Here is a 23543-nt window from a genome sequence, read left to right as displayed (position 1 = left end):
CAGATGCTTAGACGCTTTTGGCTGTTATTTGCCCAAGCGGTGACTGTGCTGTTGGCGCTAATGTTCATCATTGCGACCCTCAAACCGCAGTGGCTGCAGCGTCAAGGGCAGTTCGGCAAGCAGCTCGCCGAACCGATCGTCGCGCTGCGGGAAGTGGCGCCGGGCATCAGTAACGGCCATGCCGAAGCGTCCTATGCGGACGCGGCGCAAAAGGCCATGCCCGCGGTCGTCAACGTGTTCTCCAGCAAGGACGGTTCACTGCCTCCGGACCCCCGCGCGAAAGACCCCCTGTTCCGCTACTTCTTCGGCGATAGAAACAATCGCAAGCAGCAGGAGCAGCCGGCGTCGAATCTCGGCTCAGGGGTGATAGTGAGTTCGGAAGGTTACATTCTAACGAACCAGCACGTGGTGGACGGCGCCGATCAGATCGAGGTTGCGCTGGCGGATGGCCGCACCTCCAGCGCGAAGGTGATCGGCATCGATCCCGAAACCGATCTGGCCGTGCTGAAGGTCAACCTGACCCATCTGCCCACCATCACGCTCGGCCGGATGGACCAGGCCCGTGTCGGCGATGTCGTGCTCGCGATCGGCAATCCGTTCGGCGTCGGCCAGACGGTGACGATGGGCATCGTCAGCGCGCTCGGGCGCAACCACCTCGGCATCAATACGTTCGAAAACTTCATCCAGACCGACGCGCCGATCAATCCCGGCAACTCCGGCGGAGCGCTGGTCGACGTGAACGGCAATCTGCTCGGCATCAACACCGCGATCTATTCACGCTCGGGCGGCTCGCTCGGCATCGGCTTCGCGATTCCGGTATCGACCGCGCGCAGCGTGCTCGAAAGCATCATCACCACCGGCACGGTCACGCGCGGCTGGATCGGCGTCGAACCGCAGGACGTGACGCCGGAAATCGCCGAGTCGTTCGGGCTCGAGCAGAAGTCCGGCGCGATCGTCGCGGGCGTGCTGAAGAGCGGCCCGGCGGATCGCGCGGGCATCAAGCCCGGCGACGTCCTGATGAGCGTGAACGGCCAGGAAATCACCGACACCACGCGTCTGCTGAACGTGATCGCGCAGATCAAGCCAGGGACGTCGGCGAAGGTGCATCTCGCGCGCAAGGGCCGTCAGCTCGATCTCGACGTCACCATCGGCAAGCGCCCGCCGCCGCCGAAGCAGGCGGAAGACGACAACGGCGGCGACCAGCCGGACGACGAAGGCGGTTGATCCGCTTGCAGCGGTCGTCACGAACGAAGAAACAGCGCCAATGAAAAAGGGCAGTCCGTAATGGACTACCCTTTTCGCTTGCGCCACGCCGCCTCAATTTACTCGCGCAATGCCTATCGGTTTTCCGGTCGGGAGTTCAGGTCGGCGGCGGACTCGCATCCTCGACCACCGGCGGCTGCTTGCCGATGAACAGACGCGCGGCAATGATCCCGGCCTCGTACAGAATGATCAGCGGCACCGCGAGGATCAGTTGCGAAAACACGTCCGGCGGCGTCACCACCGCCGAAATCACGAACGCGCCGACGATCACGTACGGCCGGATTTCCTTGAGCTTCTTCAGCGTGACCACGTTCATGCGCACCAGCAGCACGACGACGATCGGCACCTCGAAGGTCACGCCGAATGCAATGAACATCGTCAGCACGAAGCTCAGGTAATTGTCGATGTCGGTGGTCATCTCCGCGCCGAGCGGCGCGTTGTAGTGCGCCATCACGCGGAAGATGGTCGGAAACACGACGAAGTACGCGAACGCCATGCCGCACAGGAACAGCGTATAGCTGCTCGCCACCAGCGGCGCGACCAGCTTCTTTTCGTGCTGATACAGCCCCGGCGCGACGAACGCCCAGATCTGGTACAGCACGACCGGCAACGCGATCACGAACGCGACCAGCATGGTCACCTTCATCGGCACGAAGAACGAGCCGGTGACGTCGGTGACGATCATCTTGCCGTCTTTCGGCAGGTTCTGCATCAGCGGTCGCGCGAGCAGCCGGAAAATGTCCGGCGCCCAGTACACGAGCCCGATGAACACGACGATGACCGCGAGACCCGCCCGGATGATGCGGTCACGCAATTCGACGAGGTGGGAAATGAAGGTCTCTTCGGCGCCTTCGTTCTGGGATTGCTGGGGGTCGCTCACACCGGCCCTCGGTTAGAGATTGTCGCTCTGATCATCAGAAGAACCGCGTCGGACGACGCAGGTTGACGGGCGTGTGACGCGCGACGCGCGCGGCACCCGACTGCACGCGCGTGCGGCGCAGGCTCGCACGCTTGTACCAGGTGGGCATGGCGCTCTGCCTGACGCGCCAGTTCTTGCGTTTGGGTGCCGCAGCCGGCGTGCTGATCGGCCACGACGTGCCGCTCGCGCTGCCGCTGCCGACATCCTCGAGCGTGCCGCCGGCGATGCTCGGCGAGACCGACGAGCCGCTATTCCACGCGTCGTTCAGCTCGCTCTCATGTTTGCGCAGATTGTCGTGCACCGTGCTTTCGACGTTGCTCGCGGCTTTCTCGAACTCGGTCTTCATGCGCCGCAGTTCGTCGAGTTCGATTTCGCGCGTGACCTCGGCCTTCACGTCGTTGATGTACCGCTGCGCGCGGCCGAACAACGCGCCCGCCGTACGCGCGACACGCGGCAGGCGCTCAGGTCCGAGGACGACCAGCGCGACGACGCCGATCAGCGCCATCTTGGTGAGACCGAGATCCAGCATGAAGTGGAATGTCCGTCAGTAACGCGGGAACGGCGTGAACGCCGCGGCTTAGCGGAAGTCGCTCGATTGCTGCGTCTTTTCCTTCGCTTCGACGTCCACCGCGCCGTTGCGCGGCAGTTCGCGCTGCTGCTGCGAATCAGCCGACGGCGACTCCGCTTCCTTCATGCCTTCCTTGAAGCCCTTCACCGCACCACCCAGATCGCTGCCGATGTTGCGCAGTTTCTTCGTGCCGAACACGAGCGCCACGATCAACAACACGATCAACCAATGCCAGATGCTCAACGAACCCATGACTACTCTCCTTAACCTCGGCACCGCGTTGCGATGCGATCAATTTCGTGCGCCTTGCGGCGTAATCCGAAGCGCGAGCGCTTCTCGTCCCCATCTATTCCTACGTTACCGCAGACCGCGTCGCCTCGCAGGCAACGCATCCGTCGGCACCACTCCCGCCATTGTGGCCGGCCATCGCGTCGAGGTTATTACACTGCGGTAAAAACAACGGCTGCGTTATTGTGGCCGACCAAAAATTCGTCGCGGTTCGCGCGCATGACGCGCATCACGCGTTGCGCGCCGGACGAACCACGCGCGGCGCTCAGCCCATGCGTTGCCAGGGGCGCGGTCCCGCGAGAATGTGCGCGTGCAGGTGATAGACCTCCTGCCCGCCGCCCGGACCGGTATTGATTACCGTGCGAAAACCCGTCTCGCCGCCGGTGTACGCGACGCCCAGCTGATCGGCCAGACGCGCGGTCAGGACGAGCATTCTACCAAGCAGAGGCGCGTCGCTTTCGGTGCAGTTCGACAGCGTCGCGATGTGCTTGCGCGGAATCACCAGCACATGGGTTTCGGCCGCCGGGCGGATGTCGCGGAAGGCGACGAACTCGTCGTCTTCATGAACTTTGGTAGACGGGATTTCGCCAGCGGCGATCTTGCAGAAAAGGCAGTTCGGATCGTGACTCATCGTATTCCTGACGCGGTATGACTGAAGCGCAAAGCCTCACGCGACGTGGTCCGACCCGAGAGCCGGCCCGCTGAAACGGGCCGGAGGGCGCTCAGACCCAGCCACGCGGATTCGCGAACGGCTTGTTATCGTACAGATACAGCCAGCCTTTGATAATACGGTACAACATCCAGATGCTGACGGCCCACAGCACCGGAATGCCGATCAGAACGAGCAGCAGCAACGCGCCGATCGCATAACCGACGAGGCCCAGCCAGAACGTGCGGATCTGCCATTCGAAGTGGGCTTCGTACGGCGTGCCGGCTACGTCCGGGCGCTTGATGTAGTTGATGATGATCGCAATCAGAATGGTCAGCCCACCGGTCAGCCAGTGGACTGCATAGAGCGCGTACAGCACGTGCGTCAGCGTGCGCAGGCTCCGTTCGCGCTCAGGTTCCAGCGCGTTGCGATAGACCGGCGGCGGATAGCTTCCTTGCGACTGTTCCATGCTTGCATCCTCCCAAAGGTGCGTTTATCGCAATATGGGTGCCGGCGCGCGCGACTTCAAGCGAAAACAGGCCCGAACGCGCGCAAACGGCAGAAGCCGCCCCGCCGCACCCGGCACGGCGCCGCTGCCTCCGTGCGTGCTCAGTCGCCGTTCTGCTCGCGCTCGCGGCTCTTGCGCAGCGCCTTTTCCTCGATCCCCGACAGCCCCTCGCGACGCTCGAGTTCGGCGATCACTTCAGCCGGGCTCAGATCGAAATGCGACAGCATCACGAGGCAGTGAAACCACAGATCCGCGACTTCGCCGACCAGCGCCTTCGGCGCGCCGCCGTGACGCGTATCCTTGGCCGCCAGCACGACTTCGGTGGCTTCTTCGCCGATCTTCTTCAGGATCGCGTCATCGCCCTTGTGGAACAGGCGCGACACGTACGAAAGGTCCGGATCGCCGCCTTTGCGGCCGTCGATCACCGCCGCGAGGCGCAGCAGCGTGTCCTTCGTGGAGGCGGACGAAGTGTCGGACAGGTTTTGCGTGGATTGCGTCATTTGTAGATGTGTTCGGGGTCTTTCAGCACGGGATCGACGGCATGCCAGTCACCGTCGTCCACCGAGCCTTCGAATTTCTGGAAAAAGCACGAGTGGCGGCCGGTATGGCAGGCGATGCCCGACACCTGCTCGACCTTCAGCAGCACGACGTCTTCGTCGCAATCGAGCCGCACTTCATGCACGTGCTGCACGTGGCCCGACTCCTCGCCCTTGAACCACAGGCGCTGGCGCGAGCGCGAGAAGTACACCGCGCGGCCGGTCTCGATGGTCTTCGCCAATGCTTCGCGGTTCATCCACGCGAACATCAGCACGTCGTTGGTCGACGCTTCCTGCGCGATCACCGGCACGAGGCCGTTCGCGTCCCACTTGACCTTGTCGAGCCAGTTCACTGCCGAGGGATTCGTCACGTCACAACCTCACCGAAATGCCCTGGTCGGCCATGAAACGCTTGGCCTCGCCGACCGTGTGTTCGCCATAGTGGAAAATGCTCGCGGCGAGCACCGCATCCGCGTGGCCTTGCGTGATGCCGTCGGCCAGATGCTGCAGGTTGCCGACGCCGCCCGAGGCGATCACCGACACCGGCACCGCGTCCGACACCGCGCGCGTGAGCGCGAGGTCGAAGCCACTCTTGGTGCCGTCGCGATCCATGCTGGTCAGCAGGATTTCGCCGGCGCCGAGCTCGGCCATCTTGCGCGCCCACTCGACTGCATCGAGGCCCGTAGCCTTGCGACCGCCATGCGTGAACACTTCCCAGCGCGGCGTTTCGCCGTCGGCCGACACGCGCTTCGCGTCGATCGCGACGACGATGCACTGCGAGCCGTATTTGTCGGTGGCGTCCTTCACGAGCTGCGGATTCGCGACCGCCGACGAGTTCATGCTGATCTTGTCCGCGCCCGCGTTCAGCAGGCGTCGCACGTCTTCGACCGCGCGCACGCCGCCGCCGACCGTCAGCGGAATGAACACCTGCGAGGCGACCGCCTCGATGATCGGCAGGATCAGGTCGCGCTGATCGGAGGTCGCGGTGATGTCGAGGAAAGTGAGTTCGTCGGCGCCCTGATCGTCGTAGCGACGCGCGATTTCGACCGGGTCGCCCGCGTCGCGCAGTTCGACGAAGTTGACGCCCTTGACCACGCGGCCGGCGGTAACGTCGAGACAGGGGATGATGCGTTTAGCTAGAGCCATGATCTTGCAATTCTGCCAATACCGCTGATGAGGCCGCCTGCTTGCGGGCAAGCGGCACGGTGTCGGCGCGACAGGTTGCGTCGCGCCGCGAGTGGAATGCAGGCCGGAGGCTGGCCGAATGCCGGCGAAGACCGGGTCCGTGATCGGGCGACGTGCAACGCGGACAGGCTAGCGTTCGGATGAGCGCCGCGAGCCCGCAGCAGCGCCACACCCACACCGCAACCCGGCCCAACGGCTCAATGGGCCAGCGCAGTCAGCCCGACGCGCCCAGCCGTCGAGCGAAGTCCTCGCTCGACCCGGTCACACGCTTAAGCGTCGTCCGCTTCGCGCAGCTTGTCCGCGAGCGTTTGCGCGGCCGCGAAATCGAGGTCGCCCGAGTAGATCGCACGACCGCAGATCACGCCTTCGATGCCCTCGCCTTCGACTTCGCACAGCGATTCGATGTCCGCGAGGTTCGACAGACCGCCGCTCGCGATCACCGGAATCTTCACCGCGCGCGCGAGGCGCACCGTCGCTTCGATGTTGATGCCCTGCAGCATGCCGTCGCGGCCGATGTCGGTATAGATGATCGACTCGCAGCCGTAATCCTCGAACTTGCGCGCGAGGTCGGCCACTTCGTGACCGGTCAGCTTGCTCCAGCCGTCGGTCGCGACCTTGCCGTCCTTCGCGTCCAGACCGACGATGATGTGACCGCCGAACGCCGTGCAGGCGTCCTGCAGAAAGCCGGGGTTCTTCACCGCCGCGGTGCCGATGATCACGTACGACAGACCGTCGTCCAGATAGCGCTCAATCGTGTTCAGGTCGCGAATACCGCCGCCCAGCTGAACCGGAATTTCGCCGCCCACTTCGTCGATGATCGCGCGGATCGCATCGCCGTTTTTCGGCTTGCCGGCGAACGCGCCATTCAGATCGACCAGATGCAGACGACGCGCGCCGCGGTCGACCCAATGTCGGGCCATTGCCGCCGGTTCCTCGGAGAAAATCGTCGCCTGGTCCATATCGCCCTGTTTGAGGCGTACACACTGACCATCTTTCAGGTCGATGGCGGGAATCAGCAGCATAGCAATCGGGTGTTGTCTGGGAGTGGGTTGAGGGTCGGCGGCAGCGGCTGGAGAGCCAGCCCGCTATCGCGCCGTTTCGCTAGTTTAGTACAAGTCTTTCGGCGCTCTAGCGACGCGCCGGTCTGAAACGAAACCGCGATGCCGCGCTTTTGACGCGGGGCAACGGGATGCGGGAAAGGGTTCACGGGTTCCAGTGCACGAAGTTGCGATACACGCGCAAACCCGCGTCGGCGCTCTTTTCCGGGTGGAATTGGGTGGCGAAGATGTTATCCCGCGCTACCGCCGAGGTAAAGGGCACGCCGTACACCGTTTCGCCCGACGTATGCGCCGGGTTGCCGGGCACCACGTAATAGCTGTGCACGAAGTAGAAGAACGCGTTGTCGGCGACGCCGTCCCACAGCGGATGCGGTTGCGCCTGACGCACGCGGTTCCAGCCCATCTGCGGGACCTTGAAGCGCGAGCCGTCGTCCTGCACCTGGCCTTCGAGCTCGAAGCGCACCACCTTGCCGGGCAGCAGGCCGAGGCCCGGCGTGTCGCCTTCGGCGCTCCAGTCGAACAGCATCTGTTCGCCGACGCACACGCCCATCAAAGGTTTGCTGCGCGACGCCTCGACGACCGCTTCCTGCAAGCCGGACGCGCCGAGACTGCGCATGCAGTCGGGCATCGCGCCCTGCCCGGGCAATACGACGCGGTCGGCCGCGCGGATCGCTTCGGGCCGGTCGACGATGGCCACGTCCGCTTCGGGCGCGGCCTGGCGCAACGCCTGGGCCACCGAGCGCAGGTTGCCCATTCCGTAATCCACAATCGCTATCGAAGTTTTCATTTCAGGTTTGGCCGCCCGGCCTTCAATCCATCGACGCCGCCGCGCGGCGTCGAGCGACACTGGCCGGCCCGCATGATGCTGCCGGACGGCCCCGTTCGAGGTGAATGGCTGAAGACGCTAACGGCGCTGAAAAACGTTAGAGGCTGATTAAAGGCTGCCCTTGGTCGACGGAATCTGTCCGGCCGCGCGTTCGTCCATCTCGACGGCCATGCGCAGCGCGCGCCCGAACGCCTTGAACACGGTCTCGAGCTGATGGTGCGCGTTGATGCCGCGCAGATTGTCGATGTGCAGCGTCACGCCGGCGTGGTTCACGAAGCCGCGGAAAAATTCGATCGACAGGTCGACGTCGAACGTGCCGATGCGCGCACGGGTGAACGGCACGTGGAATTCGAGGCCCGGACGGCCAGAAAAATCGATCACGACGCGCGACAGCGCTTCGTCGAGCGGCACGTACGAATGGCCGTAGCGGCGGATGCCCTTGCGATCGCCGATCGCCTTCGCGACGGCCTGGCCGAGCGTAATGCCGGTGTCTTCGACCGTATGGTGGTCGTCGATATGCAGATCGCCATGCGCTTCGATCTCGAGGTCGAACAGCCCGTGGCGGGCGATCTGGTCGAGCATGTGGTCCAGGAACGGCACACCGGTGGCCAGCTTCTGCTGACCGGTGCCGTCCAGGTTGATCTTCACACGGATCTGCGTTTCGCTGGTGTTGCGAACGACTTCCGCAAGGCGCATGGTAATTCCTCGAATCTGACTAGAAAGCGCTAGTAGTGTGGGATGGAAAAACGACCGGCCGCGCGACGATTGGGGATCGGCGCGGCCGCCTCGCGCCGCCGCTCAGCGCAGCACGAGTTTCAGGCCGGCGAGCAACTGGGCGTTTTCGTCCGGCGAACCGACGGTCAAACGCACGCAATTAGCCAGCAATGGATGCATTTTACTCACGTTTTTGATCAGAACCCGCGCCGTCAGCAGGGTTTCGAACAGCACGGACGCATCGGGCACGCGCACCAGCAGGAAGTTGCCGGCGCTCGGGAACACTTCGGCGCCCGGCAGCGCGGCCACGGCCTGCGCGAGTTTCGCGCGTTCGTCGCGCAATTGCGCGGCCTGCGCGTCGAGCACGCCGACGTGGTCGAGCAGAAAATCGGCGGCGGCCTGGGTCAGCACGTTGGTGTTGTACGGCGGACGCACCTTGTCGAATTCGGTGAGCCACGCGGGCTTGCCGACCAGATAGCCGAGGCGGATGCCGGCGAGGCCGAGCTTCGACACCGTGCGCATCACGACGACGTTGTCGAACTGATCGGCGCGCGGCAGCCAGCTCTTCTGCGCGAACGGCTGATACGCCTCGTCGATCACGACAAGGCTCTTGTCCGCGGCGGCAATGATGCGCTCGATGTCGGCATCGTCGAACAGCGTGCCGGTCGGGTTGTTCGGATACGCGAGATAGATGATGGCCGGCTCGTGCTCGGCGATCGCCGCGAGCATCGCGTCGGTATCGAGCGTGAAATCGGCCTTGAGCGGCACGCCGACGAATTCGAGATTCGCGAGCTTCGCCGACATCTGATACATGACGAACCCCGGCACCGGCGCGAGCACCTTCGCGCCCGGCTTTGCGCACGCAACCGACACGATGCTGATGATTTCATCCGAACCGTTGCCGAGCAGCACGTCGCAGCCCGCCGGCACGCCCATCACGTGGCGAATCCGTTCGATCAGCGCTTCGGGGCGCGGCGCCGGATAGCGGTTCAGCGCGACGCCGGCCAGACGCTCGCCGAGATGCGCGGCGAGTTCCGGCGGCAGCGGAAACGGGTTTTCCATCGCGTCGAGCTTGATGAAGCCGGTGGCGTCCGGAACCGGGTAGCTCGTCATTGCGAGCACGTCGCGGCGGATGATGTCTTGAGGTGTCGTCATAGTTCGGGGGCCGGGCCGCGCGGAAAACGCCGGCCCGGTTGTCGGCGGCACGGGGCCGCGCTGGTTGGTCTCTGGTCTCTGTTGTCGTTATTGAACGGGCGAACGGTGCGCGATCCGTCGCACGGGCGGGAACCCGCGCGACCAGCATGGGCAGTGGTCCGCGCTGGCGGTGGGCGCACGGATCATGCTCGACGCATGTTTTGCCGCTACCCTCGCCGCTTGCGCGGCTTCCCGCTGGCCGCTAGTGCTTCACGCGCCGCCGCTGCCGGTCATGCGCGTCAACCGCGTTCGTTGTTGTTCTGCCGCATCCGGTATTCGGCGCTGCGCGCATGCGCCTGCAGACCTTCGCCGTAGGCGAGTTCAGCAGCGATCTCGCCGAGCGTCTGCGCGCCTTCCGCGCTGACTTCGATCAGGCTCGAACGCTTGAAGAAGTCGTAGACGCCGAGCGGCGACGAGAAGCGCGCGGTACGCGAAGTCGGCAGCACGTGATTCGGGCCCGCGCAGTAATCGCCGAGGCTCTCGCTCGTGTAGCGGCCAAGGAAGATCGCGCCGGCGTGGCGGATCTGCTGCGCCCATTGATGCGGCTCCAGCGCCGAGATTTCGAGATGCTCGGGCGCGATGTCGTTGGCGATCGCGCAGGCTTCGGCCATGTCGCGCACCTTGATCAGCGCGCCGCGATTCTCGAGCGACGTGCGGATCACTTCGTGACGCGGCATGGTGGACAGCAGTTCGTCGATCGCTTCGTGCACGCGCGCGATGAACGCGTCGTCCGGGCACAGCAGGATCGACTGCGCGAGCTCGTCGTGCTCGGCTTGCGAGAACAGGTCCATCGCGACCCAGCGCGGGTCGGTCGTGCCGTCGCACAGCACGAGAATTTCCGACGGTCCCGCGATCATGTCGATGCCGACCGTGCCGAACACGCGACGCTTCGCCGACGCGACGTACGCGTTGCCGGGACCGCAGATCTTGTCGACCGCGGGAATGGTCTGCGTGCCGTACGCGAGCGCGCCGACCGCCTGCGCGCCGCCGATCGTGAACACGCGGTCCACGCCGCCGAGCAGCGCCGCGGCCAGCACCAGCGGATTCTTCACGCCGTCGGGCGTCGGCACCACCATCACGATCTCGCGCACACCGGCAACCCGCGCCGGAATCGCGTTCATCAGCACCGACGACGGATACGCCGCCTTGCCGCCCGGCACATAGATGCCCGCGCGATCGAGCGGCGTGACCTTCTGGCCAAGCACCGTGCCGTCGGCCTCGGTGTACTGCCAGCTATGGCTGCCGCATTCGATCTTCTGCTTCTCGTGATAGCCGCGCACGCGCGCCGCCGCCGCTTCGAGCGACGCACGCCGCTTCGGCTCGAGGCTTTCGAGCGCCGCTTCGAGTTCGGCCATCGGCAGTTCGAGTCCGGCGACGCTCTGCGCGTCGAGCCGGTCGAAGCGGTTCGTGTACTCGAGTACCGCCTCGTCGCCGCGCGCCTTCACGTCGTTCAGAATCTGTGCGACCGAGCGCTCGATGGCTTCGTCTTCGCTCGCCTCGAACGCGAGCACCGCGTGCAGCGACTTGTGGAAGTCGGGAGCGGTGGAATCGAGTTTGCGAATCTTGATAGACATACAGGTATCCGTTTCGGTAAGGCGCGCTTGAGCTACGTGGTCAAAGTGCCGTGTCGGTCAGGCCGCGGGAGCGCCCGGTTTCAACGACGCGCTGGCGAACGCATCGAGAATCGGTCGCAAGGCGGCACGCTTGAGCTTCAGCGCCGCCTGGTTCACAACGAGGCGCGACGAAATCTGCATGATCTCTTCCACCTCGACAAGATTGTTCGCACGCAGCGTATTGCCCGAACTGACCAGGTCGACGATCGCGTCGGCGAGACCGACCAGCGGCGCCAGCTCCATCGAACCGTACAGCTTGATCAGGTCGACGTGCACCCCCTTGGCGGCAAAATGCTCACGTGCGGTTTCAACGTACTTGGTCGCGACGCGCAGACGCGCGCCCTGGCGCACCGCGTTCGCGTAATCGAAACCCGCGGCCACCGCGACCGACATGCGGCAGCGCGCGATGTCCAGATCGACCGGCTGATACAGGCCGCTGCCGCCATGCTCGAGCAGCACGTCCTTGCCGGCCACGCCGAAGTCGGCCGCGCCGTACTCGACATAGGTCGGCACGTCGGTCGCGCGCACGATGATCACGCGCAGGTTCGGGTCGGTGGTCGGCAGGATCAGCTTGCGCGACGTTTCCGGATCTTCCGCGACTTCGATGCCGGCCGCCGCGAGCAGCGGCAGCGTTTCCTCGAAGATACGCCCTTTCGACAGCGCGAGCGTGAGCGGCGCGCTCACCGCCGGCGACGACGACGTTTGCGGCATCGAACTCATGCCTCGCTCCCGGACACGCGACGCACCTTCGCGCCGATCGCGTTGAGCTTCGTTTCCATGCGGTCGTAGCCGCGATCGAGGTGATAGATACGGTCGATCAGCGTTTCGCCCTCGGCGCGCAGCGCGGCGATCACGAGACTCGCGGACGCGCGCAGGTCGGTGGCCATCACCTTCGCGCCGGAGAGCTTCTCGACGCCGGTGACGAGCGCGGTGTTGCCGTCGATCGTGATGCTCGCGCCGAGGCGGTTCAACTCCTGCACGTGCATGAAGCGGTTCTCGAAGATCGTCTCGACGACCTGCGCGGTGCCGTCCGCGATCGTGTTCAGCGCCATGAACTGCGCCTGCATGTCGGTCGGGAACGCCGGGTATTCGGAAGTGCGGAAAGTGACCGCGCTCGGGCGCCTGTCCATGCGCACGCGCATCCAGTCGTCGCCTTCCTCGACCGTCACGCCCGCTTCGCGCAGTTTTTCGGTGACGGCTTCGAGCAGTTGCGGACGCATCTTGCGCAGCGTGACGTCGCCACCGGCCGCCGCGACCGCGCACAGGAACGTGCCTGCTTCGATGCGGTCCGGAATCACCGCGTGCTTCGCGCCGTGCAGCTTGTCGACGCCCTGGATCACCAGACGGTCCGTGCCGATGCCGTCGATCTTCGCGCCCATCGCGACGAGCAGATGCGCGAGGTCGACCACTTCCGGCTCACGCGCGGCGTTCTCGATGATCGTCTCGCCGTCGGCCAGCACCGCCGCCATCAGCAGGTTCTCGGTACCGGTCACGGTGATCATGTCGGTAACGATGCGCGCGCCCTTCAGACGCTTCGCGCGCGCTTCGATGAAGCCGTGCTCGATCGTGATCTCGGCGCCCATCGCCTGCAGGCCCTTGATGTGCTGGTCGACCGGCCGCGCGCCGATCGCGCAGCCGCCCGGCAGCGACACGCGCGCATGACCGAAGCGTGCGACGAGCGGACCGAGCACGAGGATCGACGCGCGCATGGTCTTCACCATCTCGTACGGCGCGACGAGGTTGTCGACCGTCGACGCGTCGAGCGCGACGCGGCCCTCGGCCGCTTCGATGCGCACGCCCATCTGGCCGAGCAGCTTGAGCATGGTGCGCACGTCCTGCAGATCCGGCACGTTCTCCAGATGCACCGGCTCGGCGGAGAGCAGACCCGCGCACAGGATCGGCAACGCCGCGTTCTTCGCACCCGAGACGACCACTTCACCGGAGAGCGGGTAGCCCCCTTCAATGATGAGTTTATCCATGCCTGTCGGTTCCTGATCGGCCCGGTTCGCGCCCGGACCTGCCTTGTCTGTGTTCGGCGCGCCGCTGGCAGCGTCGCGCCCTTCCTGTGTAATTCGCACTAAATTTCCAGATTTACGCGTTCTGCCATTCGGCGGGCGTCAGCGTCTTCATGCTGAGCGCGTGGATTTCTTCGCGCATGCGGTCGCCGAGCGCCGCGTACACGAGTTGATGGCGTTGGATCAGGCGCTTGCCTTCGAAGTTCGGCGAAACGATCGTCGCAAAGAAATGCTGACCGTCACCTTCGACCTCGAGATGCTCGCACGCGAGTCCAGCCGCGATGTACTGTTTGACCTGTTCAGGAGTCGGCAACATAAGAAGCTCCTCGTCAGTGGCGCAGCTTGTAGCCGGTGGCGAGCATGCGCATCGCCACGATAGCCAGCACCACGAAGAAACCGGCGACGATCGCGAGACTCACCAGCGGGTCGATATCCGACACGCCGAAGAAGCCGTAGCGAAAGCCGTCGATCATGTAGAAAAAGGGATTGAGCCGCGACACTTCGCGCCACACCGGCGGCAGCGTATGGGTCGAGTAGAACACGCCCGACAGGAACGTGAGCGGCATGATCAGGAAGTTCTGGAACGCGGCGAGCTGGTCGAACTTCTCGGCCCAGATGCCGGCGATCAGACCGAGCGTGCCGAGAATCGCCGCGCCGAAAATCGCGAACAGGATGATGTAGAGCGGCGCGCTGAAGGCGAGCGGCACGAACCAGATCGTCACGATGAACACGCCGAAGCCGACGCACAGACCGCGCGCGCAGGCCGCGAGCACGTAGGCCGCGAACATCTCGTAGTGCGACAGCGGCGGCAGCAGCACGAACACGAGGTTGCCGGTGATCTTCGATTGAATCAGCGAAGACGAGCTGTTGGCGAACGCGTTCTGCAGCACGCTCATCATCACGAGGCCCGGAATCAGGAAGCTCGTGTACTCGACGCCCGGATAGACCTGCACATGGCCGCGCAACGCGTGACCGAAGATGGTCAGGTACAGCAGCGCGGTGATGACCGGCGCGAGCACGGTCTGGAACGACACCTTCCAGAAACGCAGCAGTTCTTTGTAGAACAGCGTGCTAAATCCACTGTACCCGCTCATGCAAGCCCCTCGATCACTTCCGGACCGTTCATCACCTGAACGAATACGTCTTCGAGGTCGGCCTTGCGGACCTCGATTTCTTCGAATGTACAACCGGCCGCGCGACACTGCGCGAGGATCCGCTCGACGTCGTCGTAGCTCGTCAGACGCAGCAGATGCTGGCGGCCGTTACCGTTGGCCGCGCTGCTTTCCGCTTCGAGCGGACGCAGCTCGGCGGGCAGCACGCCCTGCGCGAAGCGCACGAACAGCTGCATGCCGGCGAAGCGCTGCAGCAGCGTGCTGGTGCGATCGAGCGCGACCACCTCGCCACGACGCAGCATCGCGATGCGGTCGCACAGCGATTCGGCTTCTTCCAGATAGTGCGTGGTCAGCACGATCGTGTGACCTTCGCGATTCAGGCGCGAGATGAATTTCCACAGCGTCTGGCGCAACTCGACGTCGACGCCCGCGGTCGGCTCGTCGAGCACGATGACGGGCGGCCGGTGCACCAGCGCCTGCGCGACCAGCACACGGCGCTTCATGCCGCCCGACAGCGCGCGCATGTTGGCGTCGGCTTTGTCGGTGAGATCGAGATTGGCCATGATCTCGTCGATCCACGCGTCGTTATTGCGCAGACCGTAGTAGCCGGACTGGATGCGCAGCGTTTCGCGCACGGTGAAGAACGGATCGAACACGAGTTCCTGCGGCACCACGCCGAGCGCGCGGCGCGCATTGCGGAAATCGCCGACGACGTCGTGACCACGCACCGCGATGCTGCCTTCGTCGGCGCGCGCGAGACCCGCGAGGATACTGATGAGCGTCGTCTTGCCCGCACCGTTCGGACCGAGCAGTCCGAAGAACTCGCCTTCTTCGACCGTGAGGCTGACGCCCTTGAGCGCCTGCAAGTCCTTGTAGCGCTTCTTGACGTTACGAATTTCTATGGCTGACATGACTATGGGCCGCGTGTGTCGCGGCGCCTAAAGTAGCCCCGATAGAGCCTGGGGACGAGCAAATGCTGGAAGAAACGGCATCGAGGCCGATTCGGGGCCAGTTCAGCGCCCCAAAAAAACGTTTGATTATAGGGCAAAAACTGACACCCCCGGCCCGGCCGGAAGGAGAGGAACGACGCTAGTTGAGCGTCAATGTCGCGCCGACGCAACCATGCTGGCGGTGGCGGAAGTCAGGAGAGTATCGACGCCGTAGGCCTGCGCGAGGCTGGCGAGACCAGCCGGCAGATTGACGATTTCGAATTCGACGCCGCGCGCGGTGGCGGCCCGCACCCACGCGAGCAGCACCGCGAGCGCGGACGAATCGAATTGCGTGAGCGGCGCGCAATCGACGCCGCCCGCGCCCGCCGCGATGCGTTGCAAACCCGCCTCGAGCGCGGCCTTCGCGCTCTCGTGGGTCAGCGTCGCGCCGCTGTCGAAGCGGTTCGCGACCGGGTTCAGCACTTCGCTCACGACTGCTTGCCCGCGGCGAGTTGCTGGTTACGCTGGGTGAGGAACTGGATCAGACCGTCCACGCCCTTCTGCTGGATCTGCTCGTTGAACTGCTGCTGATACGCCTGGATCAGCCATGCGCCGAGCACGTTGATGTCATACACGCGCCAGCCTTGCGGCGTCTTGTACAGGCGGTAGTCGAGCTGGATCGGCTGACCGTTGTTCATCACGACCGAGCGCACCACCGTGTCGGTGTCGTCCGGATTCATGCGGAACGGCCGGTACTGGATCTGCTGGTCGCGCACCTGGGCGAGCGCACCCGAATACGTGCGGATCAGCAGCATCTTGAACTGCTCGACCACCTGGTCCTGCTGCTGCGGTGTCGCGGCGCGCCAGTTACGGCCCATCGCGAGTTGCGTGGTGCGGCGGAAATCGGTGTACGGCAGGATCTTTTCGTTGACGAGACGCGTGATGTGCGAGATGTCGCCCTGCTGGATCGACTTGTCATCGCGAATCTGGTCGATCACCTGCTGGGTGACGGTCTTGACCAACACGTCCGGCTGGCTGGTGTCGACGGTTTGTGCCAAAGCGCCTGCGCTAACGAACGAAAACAACGCCGCAAACAGCGGAATCAGGAAGAATTTTTTCATATCGAGCCTTGCCTCAAAAATAGTGCAACCGGTGAAACCGACCTTACCACGCGAGTTCGACGGCAATCCATGCGCAAACTGCGAGAGTCGTATCGATCTGTTACGGCTGCACGTTCAACGCAACTTGAAAGACGGGAAGTTGAAACGCGAAGGCGGCACCAACTGGCCAGCCGGAATCTGCGTGTTGGCGGGATTGCCGTTCTCGTCGAGCAACGGCGTTGTAGCGCTGCCGGACGCGGCTTCAGGCGCCGAGGCGCCCTGCGCCGGCGTGGCCGCAGCCGCGCCCGACGCCGGCAGCGCCTTCGCAGCACCCTGCGTGCCCGCGGCGCCTGCCGTGCCGGTCGCGACACCGGAGTCGTCGTCGTACTTCGGCAGCGGCGCTTCCTCGTCGTAGCTCGGCAGATCCTGCGGACGCCGCCGGTTATCCGACAGCAGATACTGGCGACGCTGCAGATACGCGTTGCGCACGAACGAGTATTTATCCAGCGCCGCGCCTTCCAGCACGTCGCTCGCGCCGAGCAGGTTCGCGCGCGTATTGACCACGTTCAGGCCGTATAGCGCCCAGCTCAGGCCCGGCGGATCGATGTAGCTGATCGGGTTCACGTAGTAGTTGCCGAGCGAGCCGACCGCATCACGCACGGTACTCGGGCCGAACAGCGGCAGCACCAGATACGGCCCCGCCGGCACGCCATAGTGGCCCAGCGTCAGACCAAGGTCGTTCTCGTGCTTCGGCAGCTTCGCGAGCGTCGCGACGTCGAACAGGCCGCCGACACCGAACACCGTGTTGATCACGATCCGCATGATGTCCGACACGCCGTCGGCGATCCGCAGCTGCAGCAGGTTGTTCGCCGCGATGTAGACGTCGCCGATGTTCGAGAAGAAGTTCGTCACGCTGTCGCGCACCGGCTGCGGCGTGGCCCAGACGTAACCCTTCGCGACCGGCTTCAGCGCGTACTGGTCGATCTTGTCGTTGACGGTGAAGATCGTGCGGTTCAGTCCTTCGAATGGGTCGCCCTTGGTCGGCGTCTGCACGGTGGTGCAGCCGGCGAGCAGCGCCGCCGCTACCGCGAGCTTGCCGAACTGTAGGACGCGCGCACCGCTGCGCGGGGTCTGCAGTGTCGTCTGCATCGTAATTCTCCTTATTGGCCCTGACCGGCACTGCCGGCGGCGGGCGCGCCGGGCGCCGGAGTCGCCGCCGGTGCGGCGGGTTTCGCCGCGCCGGAATCCGCAGCCTTGCTATACAGGAACTGACCGATCAGGTTTTCCAGCACGATAGCCGATTGCGTCATCGAAATCGTGTCGCCCGCCTTCAGCATTTCCGAGTCACCGCCCGGCTCCAGCCCGATGTATTGCTCGCCGAGCAGGCCCGAGGTCAGGATCTTCGCCGACGTGTCTTTCGGAAACTGATATTGCCTGTCGATATTGATCGTGACCAGCGCCTGGTACGTGTTGCTGTCGAAGCCGATCGAGGCGACCCGGCCGACCGTCACGCCCGCGCTCTTCACCGGCGCGCGCGCCTTCAGCCCGCCGATATTGTCGAACTTGAGCTTGACCGGGTAAGTCGGCTGGAACGACAACGAGCTCATGTTGCCGGCCTTCAGCGCGAGAAACAGCAACGCCACGAAACCCAGCACCACGAACAGGCCGACCCAGAAGTCGAGAGCATTCTTTTTCATCGTCATCCCAAAGTGAATCCGCCGCGCCGCCGCTTCCCGCCGCGCGCGGCGCATCGTGCGCCGCCGGCAGCCGCCGCGCTGCGCGGTCTTAGCTGAACATCAGTGCGGTCAACAGGAAGTCGAGGCCCAGTACCGCGAGCGATGCGTACACGACCGTGCGAGTCGTCGCGCGCGACACGCCTTCCGGCGTCGCCTTCGCCTCGTAGCCCTGAAACAGCGCGACGAAGGTCACCGCGAGGCCGAACACCACGCTCTTGACGACCCCGGCGCCGATATCGCGCCACACGTCGACACCGCCCTGCATCTGCGACCAGAACGCGCCGGCATCGACGCCGATCAGCAGCACGCCCACCACATAACCGCCCAGAACGCCGACCGCGCTGAAGATCGCGGCGAGGATCGGCATCGAAATAATGCCCGCCCACAGACGCGGCGCGATCACGACCTTGACCGGATCGACCGCCATCATTTCCATCGCGGTGAGTTGCTCGCCCGCCTTCATCAGACCGATTTCGGCGGTCAGCGAGGTGCCCGCGCGGCCGGCGAACAGCAGCGCCGTCACGACCGGCCCGAGCTCGCGTACGAGCGACAGCGCGACCAGCAACCCGAGCGCCTGCTCGGAGCCGTAGCGATTTAGCGTGTAATAGCCCTGCAGACCCAGCACGAAGCCGACGAACAGCCCCGACACCGCGATGATCACCAGCGAATAATTACCGACGAAGTGGATCTGCTTCGTGACAAGACGCGGCCGGCGCAGCAGCGGGAAGAATTCGAGCACCAGCCGGAGGAAAAAACGCGTCGCGTAGCCGGCCGTGCCGAGCCCGCCGAGCACCGAGCGACCAATCGCACTGATCATGACCGGCCTCCGCCGATGCCGAAATCCGCCGCCAGCGGCGTCTGACTCGGATAGTGGAATCTGAACGGCCCGTCAGGCGCGCCGTCGATAAATTGCCGGACCGTCGGGTCCGTCGATGCGCGCAGCTCGTCCGGCGTGCCCTCGGCGAGCACGCCGCCGTTGGCGAGAAAGTACACGTAGTCCGCGATCGCGAACGATTCCGGCACGTCGTGCGTGACGAGGATCGAGGTCGCGCCGAGCGCCTGGTTCAGCGTGCGGATCAGGTTCGCGGTGATGCCGAGCGAGATCGGATCGAGACCGGCGAACGGTTCGTCGTACATCATCAGTTCGGGGTCGAGCGCGATGGCGCGCGCCAGCGCCACGCGCCGCGCCATGCCGCCCGAAATCTCCGACGGCAGCAGGTCGCGCGCGCCGCGCAGCCCGACCGCGTTGAGCTTCATCAGCACAAGGTCGCGCAGCAATTCTTCGGGAAGATCGGTGTGCTCGCGCAGCGAGAAGGCGACGTTTTCGAACACCGACATGTCGGTGAACAGCGCGCCGAACTGGAACAGCATGCCCATCTTGCGACGCAGCGCGTAAAGACCTTCGCGCGTCTGCGCGCCGACGTCCTGCCCGTGGAACAGCACCTGGCCGCGCTGCGCGCGGACGAGGCCGCCGATCAGGCGCAGCACCGTGGTCTTGCCGCAACCCGAGCCGCCCATGACCGCAACGACCTGACCGCGCCGGAAGCGCAAATTCAGATTCGACAGGACGAGCCGATCGCCGTAACCAAAGTCGACGTCACGCAGCTCGAGTAGGGTCTCGGGAGAGGAAGGCACCAAACTGACAATCCTTTTACAGGGAAGGCCGAATTATAGGGCCACCCTGCAAAAGCTGCCGTGAGGTGTCCCTTTCCTTTGACGATGCCTGACGATTATTGCGTAAACGTGTGTTGCAGCGCAGAAACCGCGGCAGCCGGGTCGGCCGCCTCCGTCACCGCGCGCACCACCGCCGCGCAGCCGACGCCCGTCGCGAGCACGTCCGGCAGCACCTGCAGATCGATTCCGCCGATCGCGACGAGCGGCACCACGCCGTCGAGCAGCCGCACATAGCGCGCGAGACGCTTCAGGCCCTGCGGCGCGGTCGGCATCACCTTGGTCGTGGTCGGAAACACCGCGCCCAGAGCAATGTAACTCGGACGGAAATGTAGCGCCTTCAGCATTTCGTAGAAACCGTGCGTCGACAGACCGAGCCGGATACCCGCGTCGGCGAGCGCCGCCAGATCCGCCGTGTGCACGTCTTCCTGGCCGAGGTGCACGCCGTACGCACCGGCTTCGAGCGCCGCCTGCCAATGATCGTTGATGAACACCTGCGCGTCGTGCGCGCGGCCGGCCGCCACGCAGCGAGCGATTTCGCGCTTCAGCTCGTCGGCGGGTTCGGCCGATTTGCGACGCAGCTGCGTCGTCTTCACGCCGAAGCCGACCACCCGTTCGACCCAGTCCGCGGTCGGCAGCACCGGATACAGGCCGAGCCTGTCGGGGCAACGCGGGAACGCCTGCGCCGGCGCGGCCGGCAGGCCGGTCAGGCGCGGAAAGCGGGTAAGGTCGGACGGGAACGCGTCGTCGGCGCGGGTTTCGTCGCCGTCGCGCCACGCGAGCGCGAGCGTCAACGCGTCGTGCGGATCGAAACCGCAGTCGAGGAACGCGGCCAGCGCGGCAATCCAGTCTTCCGCCAGATGGCCTTCGAGGCCGTACTTTTTGCCGCCCAGATGCAGCGTCGCGCGATTTTCCGCGGCGACGATCACCCCCGCGCCCTGCGTCAGCCAGCGCGCCATCTGCTCGCCGTGCTGCTGAGCGTCGGCGATCACGATCAGGTCGCCGCCGTTCGGTGCGTCCGGCGCGGTCAGGCAGAGGCGCCACGGCGCGTGGGTCGGCGGCCAGTCGCCGAGACGGGCGCGAATGCGCTCGGTCGCTTCGACCAGTTCGTCGGCCGGCGGCCAGAACAGGTCACGATTCTTCAAAGTCAGCGACTGGGTCATGCCGCACCTCCATCCTGATGCCAGAACGGCATGCCGACCACCGGCGTGCTCGCGTGCGCGCTCTCGCGCTCGGCCATCGGCCCCGCCAGATAGGCCTCGCGCCCCGCCTCGACGCCGAGCGCGAACGCGCGCGCCATCGCGTCGGGGTGCGTGGCCTGCGATACCGCCGTGTTCAGCAGCACGCCGTCGAAGCCCCACTCCATCACCTGGGCCGCATGCGACGGCACGCCGAGCCCGGCGTCGACGATCAGCGGCACGTCCGGCAGCCGCTCGCGCAATACGCGCAGCCCGTACGGATTGATCACGCCCTTGCCGGTGCCGATCGGCGCGCCCCACGGCATCAGCGCCTCGCAGCCGGCGTCGAGCAGACGACGGCCGATCACCAGATCCTCGGTGCAATACGGCAGCACCTTGAAGCCGTCCTTGACGAGCCGCGCGGCGGCCTCGATCAGGCCGACCGGGTCGGGCTGCAGCGTGTAGTCGTCGCCGATCAGTTCGAGCTTGATCCACTCGGTCTCGAAGATTTCGCGCGCCATGTGCGCGGTCGTCACCGCTTCGTCGACGGTCAGGCAGCCCGCCGTGTTCGGCAGGAGCGGCACGCCGTGGCGCTTGAGCAGATCGAAGAAGCCGGCTTCGGCGTTGCCTTCGTTCATCTGGCGGCGCAGCGCGACGGTCACCATGCCGGGGCGTGCGGCGTCGATCGAATCGGACAGCGACTGCAGCGACGGATAGCGCGAGGTGCCGAGCAGCACGCGACTCGCGAAGGGTTGACCGTACAGCGTGAGCGCGTCGGCGGTCTCATGAGAAGTCATTTGCATCATCCTGGTTGGCCGCGGCGGGGTTGCATCGGGCTTTTACAGCAGCCGTTCGATCGATCTGTTTACATCGACCTGCTTGCAGCCGCGGCTTTGCGGCAAAGGGTTGGCGGCGATCGTTGGCGGCCGCCTGTCAGCGGCAAGCTGGCGCCAAACGCGCTCAGCCGCCCGCGACCGGTTGCACAACGTCGAGCCGGTCGCCCGCTTGCAACGCGCGCGCCGAATGCTGGGTACGCGCGACGAAATCGCCGTTCAGCGCGACCGCGAACGGCGGACGCGCGCCATAGGCGGCGAGCGCATCGGCGACAGTCGCGCCTTCGGGCAGCGACAACGGCTTCTGATTGATATGAATGTCCATGGTGTTCGAATACGGTTCAATCGAGGGCGAAAGCGGCAAGGCGGGCGGCGCAATGACGCGCGACGCTCAAGCCGGCTCCCGCGCGAAATCCTGCTGGAACAGCTCGCTCCAGCGCGCGTCGCGTCGCCAGCCGGCGAACGCATCGGCATCGCCGACGCGGCCGTCGAGCAACGCGTTGGCAAAACGCACGGCTTCATCGGCGACTTCGGGCGCAATCATATAGCCGTGCCGGTACAGGCCGTTCACGCGCAACGTGCGCGCGCCGTCCCACAGCAGCGCGGGACGATGGTCCGGCAAGGTCGGTCGACACTGCGAGTTCAGCTCGAGAATGCGCGCCTCGCCGAAACCGGGATGCACGGAGAACGCCGCGCTCAGCAGCTCAAGCGCCGAGCGCACGCTGACCGGCGACATGTCCTCCCCTTCGACCTCGGTCGCGCCGATCACGTACAGGCCGTTCTGCTTCGGCGCGATATAGAGCGGGTAACGCGGATGCAGCAGCCGCACCGGGCGGCTCAATTGCAGACCCGGCGCGTGCACGCGCGCGACTTCGCCACGGATGCCGCGCAGCGTCGGCAGCACCGGCTTGGCGCCGAGGCCGCGGCAGTCGATCGTGATACCGGCGTCCGGCAGCGAGGTGGCGTCGACCGGCGTATTCCAGTGCGTGTCGACGCCGCGTTCGGCGAGGCCCGCGGCCAGCGCGGCGAGCACCTGACGGTTGTCGAGCTGGCCTTCGCGCGGCAACAGCCAGCCCTGGTTGAAGCGCCCGGCCAGCGCGGGTTCGGCCGCGCCCAGTTGGGCCCCAGCCAGCGCGACGAAGCCGCCGTCGAGCAACTCGGCCGGCGCGTTCGAGCGCACCCGGCGCTCGAACAGCGGCGCCTCGGTGCGGTCGGCGTGATGCCAGACCACCAGCGTGCCGTTGCGCTGGAAAAACACCGGCTCCGGCAGTTCGGCGAGCACGTTCGGCCAGCTTTCGAGCGAACTCGCGCCGAGCCGCGTGATCAGCAGTTCGGCGCTCGCGGCTTCGGCGAGCGGCGCGAGCATCGCCGCGGCCACCCACGCGGCGGCCTGCGAGCCGGCGGCATCGCCACGTTCGTAGAGCGCCACGCGATGCCCTTCGCCGGCAAGCCGCCACGCGACCAGCCGGCCGCACAGGCCCCCGCCGAGCACGGCGAAATCGGGTCGGGAAGAGCGGTTCATCGCGCACGCTCCATGTCGCAAGTCAGACAGGAGCGGCAGACAACGCCGATGCGGCACGCTGCGCCGGAGGCGACGTGACGAAGGGAACAATACATAACTGAAGAATAGGCGGTCATCGAGTCCTTT

At 65.4% G+C, this 23543-nt stretch carries 29 protein-coding genes; 1 reads left to right on the top strand and 28 read right to left on the bottom strand.

The window, feature by feature from the left end:
* Positions 1-3 precede the first annotated feature (3 nt).
* Positions 4-1224 carry a Do family serine endopeptidase gene (locus tag HHL14_RS23665; RefSeq protein ID WP_169500011.1) on the top strand — a complete coding sequence of 407 codons (1221 nt, stop codon included), beginning with the start codon at positions 4-6 and terminating at the stop codon, positions 1222-1224.
* Between the two features lie 136 nt (positions 1225-1360).
* Here HHL14_RS23665 and tatC read toward each other — a convergent pair whose 3' ends face one another.
* The 28 genes from tatC to HHL14_RS23525 form a co-directional block, all read right to left on the bottom strand.
* Positions 1361-2143: a twin-arginine translocase subunit TatC gene (gene tatC, locus HHL14_RS23660; RefSeq protein ID WP_169500010.1), complete on the bottom strand. Its 783-nt coding sequence runs from the start codon at positions 2141-2143 to the stop codon at positions 1361-1363.
* Positions 2144-2177: 34 nt separating this feature from the next.
* Positions 2178-2711, bottom strand: coding sequence for a Sec-independent protein translocase protein TatB (tatB, locus tag HHL14_RS23655; protein WP_169500009.1), 534 nt, complete (start codon positions 2709-2711; stop codon positions 2178-2180).
* A 48-nt stretch (positions 2712-2759) separates the two neighbouring features.
* Positions 2760-3002 carry a Sec-independent protein translocase subunit TatA gene (gene tatA, locus HHL14_RS23650; protein WP_169500008.1) on the bottom strand — a complete coding sequence of 81 codons (243 nt, stop codon included), beginning with the start codon at positions 3000-3002 and terminating at the stop codon, positions 2760-2762.
* A gap of 301 nt (positions 3003-3303) precedes the next feature.
* On the bottom strand, positions 3304-3669 hold the full coding sequence (locus tag HHL14_RS23645) for a histidine triad nucleotide-binding protein (RefSeq protein WP_007180216.1): 366 nt from the start codon (positions 3667-3669) through the stop codon (positions 3304-3306).
* A 91-nt stretch (positions 3670-3760) separates the two neighbouring features.
* Positions 3761-4156, bottom strand: coding sequence for a DUF4870 family protein (locus tag HHL14_RS23640; RefSeq protein ID WP_169500007.1), 396 nt, complete (start codon positions 4154-4156; stop codon positions 3761-3763).
* Between the two features lie 140 nt (positions 4157-4296).
* A complete protein-coding gene (locus HHL14_RS23635) occupies positions 4297-4695 on the bottom strand; it encodes a phosphoribosyl-ATP diphosphatase (RefSeq protein ID WP_169500006.1) in 399 nt (132 codons plus the stop codon).
* A complete protein-coding gene (gene hisI / locus HHL14_RS23630) occupies positions 4692-5102 on the bottom strand; it encodes a phosphoribosyl-AMP cyclohydrolase (protein ID WP_169500005.1) in 411 nt (136 codons plus the stop codon). The genes HHL14_RS23635 and hisI overlap by 4 nt, the downstream gene beginning before the upstream one ends.
* 1 nt (position 5103) lies before the next feature.
* Complete coding sequence (hisF, locus tag HHL14_RS23625; RefSeq protein ID WP_169500004.1) at positions 5104-5877, bottom strand: imidazole glycerol phosphate synthase subunit HisF; 774 nt, start codon at positions 5875-5877, stop codon at positions 5104-5106.
* 308 nt (positions 5878-6185) lie between these two features.
* Positions 6186-6938, bottom strand: coding sequence for a 1-(5-phosphoribosyl)-5-[(5-phosphoribosylamino)methylideneamino]imidazole-4-carboxamide isomerase (gene hisA, locus HHL14_RS23620; protein ID WP_169500003.1), 753 nt, complete (start codon positions 6936-6938; stop codon positions 6186-6188).
* A gap of 181 nt (positions 6939-7119) precedes the next feature.
* The gene (gene hisH, locus HHL14_RS23615) at positions 7120-7761 is read right to left on the bottom strand and encodes an imidazole glycerol phosphate synthase subunit HisH (RefSeq protein WP_169500002.1); all 642 of its coding nucleotides are present in this window, start codon (positions 7759-7761) and stop codon (positions 7120-7122) included.
* Positions 7762-7908: 147 nt separating this feature from the next.
* Positions 7909-8496, bottom strand: a complete 588-nt coding sequence (gene hisB, locus HHL14_RS23610; RefSeq protein ID WP_169500001.1) for an imidazoleglycerol-phosphate dehydratase HisB — start codon at positions 8494-8496, stop codon at positions 7909-7911.
* Positions 8497-8598: 102 nt separating this feature from the next.
* Complete coding sequence (gene hisC / locus HHL14_RS23605; protein ID WP_169500000.1) at positions 8599-9669, bottom strand: histidinol-phosphate transaminase; 1071 nt, start codon at positions 9667-9669, stop codon at positions 8599-8601.
* A 278-nt stretch (positions 9670-9947) separates the two neighbouring features.
* Positions 9948-11282, bottom strand: a complete 1335-nt coding sequence (gene hisD / locus HHL14_RS23600) for a histidinol dehydrogenase (protein WP_169499999.1) — start codon at positions 11280-11282, stop codon at positions 9948-9950.
* 57 nt (positions 11283-11339) lie between these two features.
* Positions 11340-12041 carry an ATP phosphoribosyltransferase gene (gene hisG / locus HHL14_RS23595; RefSeq protein ID WP_169499998.1) on the bottom strand — a complete coding sequence of 234 codons (702 nt, stop codon included), beginning with the start codon at positions 12039-12041 and terminating at the stop codon, positions 11340-11342.
* Positions 12038-13399 (bottom strand): UDP-N-acetylglucosamine 1-carboxyvinyltransferase, encoded by a 1362-nt coding sequence (gene murA, locus HHL14_RS23590; protein ID WP_407945300.1) that lies wholly within the window; start codon positions 13397-13399, stop codon positions 12038-12040. Before murA ends, hisG begins: the two co-directional genes overlap by 4 nt.
* A gap of 13 nt (positions 13400-13412) precedes the next feature.
* Positions 13413-13652 carry a BolA family protein gene (locus HHL14_RS23585; protein WP_008918725.1) on the bottom strand — a complete coding sequence of 80 codons (240 nt, stop codon included), beginning with the start codon at positions 13650-13652 and terminating at the stop codon, positions 13413-13415.
* Between the two features lie 13 nt (positions 13653-13665).
* On the bottom strand, positions 13666-14430 hold the full coding sequence (locus HHL14_RS23580; RefSeq protein ID WP_169499996.1) for an ABC transporter permease: 765 nt from the start codon (positions 14428-14430) through the stop codon (positions 13666-13668).
* Positions 14427-15359, bottom strand: coding sequence for an ABC transporter ATP-binding protein (locus HHL14_RS23575; protein WP_169499995.1), 933 nt, complete (start codon positions 15357-15359; stop codon positions 14427-14429). Before HHL14_RS23575 ends, HHL14_RS23580 begins: the two co-directional genes overlap by 4 nt.
* A gap of 189 nt (positions 15360-15548) precedes the next feature.
* Entirely contained in the window at positions 15549-15869 is a 321-nt protein-coding gene (locus HHL14_RS23570; RefSeq protein ID WP_169499994.1) for an STAS domain-containing protein, read from the bottom strand.
* A complete protein-coding gene (locus HHL14_RS23565; RefSeq protein ID WP_169499993.1) occupies positions 15866-16498 on the bottom strand; it encodes an MlaC/ttg2D family ABC transporter substrate-binding protein in 633 nt (210 codons plus the stop codon). Before HHL14_RS23565 ends, HHL14_RS23570 begins: the two co-directional genes overlap by 4 nt.
* Positions 16499-16612: 114 nt before the next feature.
* The gene (locus tag HHL14_RS23560) at positions 16613-17626 is read right to left on the bottom strand and encodes an MlaA family lipoprotein (RefSeq protein ID WP_169499992.1); all 1014 of its coding nucleotides are present in this window, start codon (positions 17624-17626) and stop codon (positions 16613-16615) included.
* Between the two features lie 11 nt (positions 17627-17637).
* Entirely contained in the window at positions 17638-18180 is a 543-nt protein-coding gene (mlaD, locus tag HHL14_RS23555) for an outer membrane lipid asymmetry maintenance protein MlaD (protein WP_206002481.1), read from the bottom strand.
* Between the two features lie 82 nt (positions 18181-18262).
* Positions 18263-19030 carry a lipid asymmetry maintenance ABC transporter permease subunit MlaE gene (mlaE, locus tag HHL14_RS23550; protein ID WP_169499990.1) on the bottom strand — a complete coding sequence of 256 codons (768 nt, stop codon included), beginning with the start codon at positions 19028-19030 and terminating at the stop codon, positions 18263-18265.
* Positions 19027-19848, bottom strand: coding sequence for an ABC transporter ATP-binding protein (locus HHL14_RS23545; protein ID WP_169499989.1), 822 nt, complete (start codon positions 19846-19848; stop codon positions 19027-19029). Before HHL14_RS23545 ends, mlaE begins: the two co-directional genes overlap by 4 nt.
* 95 nt (positions 19849-19943) lie before the next feature.
* The gene (gene thiE / locus HHL14_RS23540) at positions 19944-21047 is read right to left on the bottom strand and encodes a thiamine phosphate synthase (protein WP_169499988.1); all 1104 of its coding nucleotides are present in this window, start codon (positions 21045-21047) and stop codon (positions 19944-19946) included.
* Positions 21044-21859: a thiazole synthase gene (locus tag HHL14_RS23535; protein ID WP_169499987.1), complete on the bottom strand. Its 816-nt coding sequence runs from the start codon at positions 21857-21859 to the stop codon at positions 21044-21046. Before HHL14_RS23535 ends, thiE begins: the two co-directional genes overlap by 4 nt.
* A gap of 163 nt (positions 21860-22022) precedes the next feature.
* Positions 22023-22220 (bottom strand): sulfur carrier protein ThiS, encoded by a 198-nt coding sequence (thiS, locus tag HHL14_RS23530; protein WP_169499986.1) that lies wholly within the window; start codon positions 22218-22220, stop codon positions 22023-22025.
* A gap of 66 nt (positions 22221-22286) precedes the next feature.
* Positions 22287-23417: an FAD-dependent oxidoreductase gene (locus HHL14_RS23525; RefSeq protein WP_169499985.1), complete on the bottom strand. Its 1131-nt coding sequence runs from the start codon at positions 23415-23417 to the stop codon at positions 22287-22289.
* Positions 23418-23543 lie beyond the last annotated feature (126 nt).

Origin of the sequence: Paraburkholderia antibiotica, assembly GCF_012927125.1 — a bacterium.
In the GTDB taxonomy this organism is placed as follows: Bacteria; Pseudomonadota; Gammaproteobacteria; order Burkholderiales; family Burkholderiaceae; genus Paraburkholderia; species Paraburkholderia antibiotica.
This window is presented reverse-complemented; position numbering and strand designations above follow the sequence as displayed.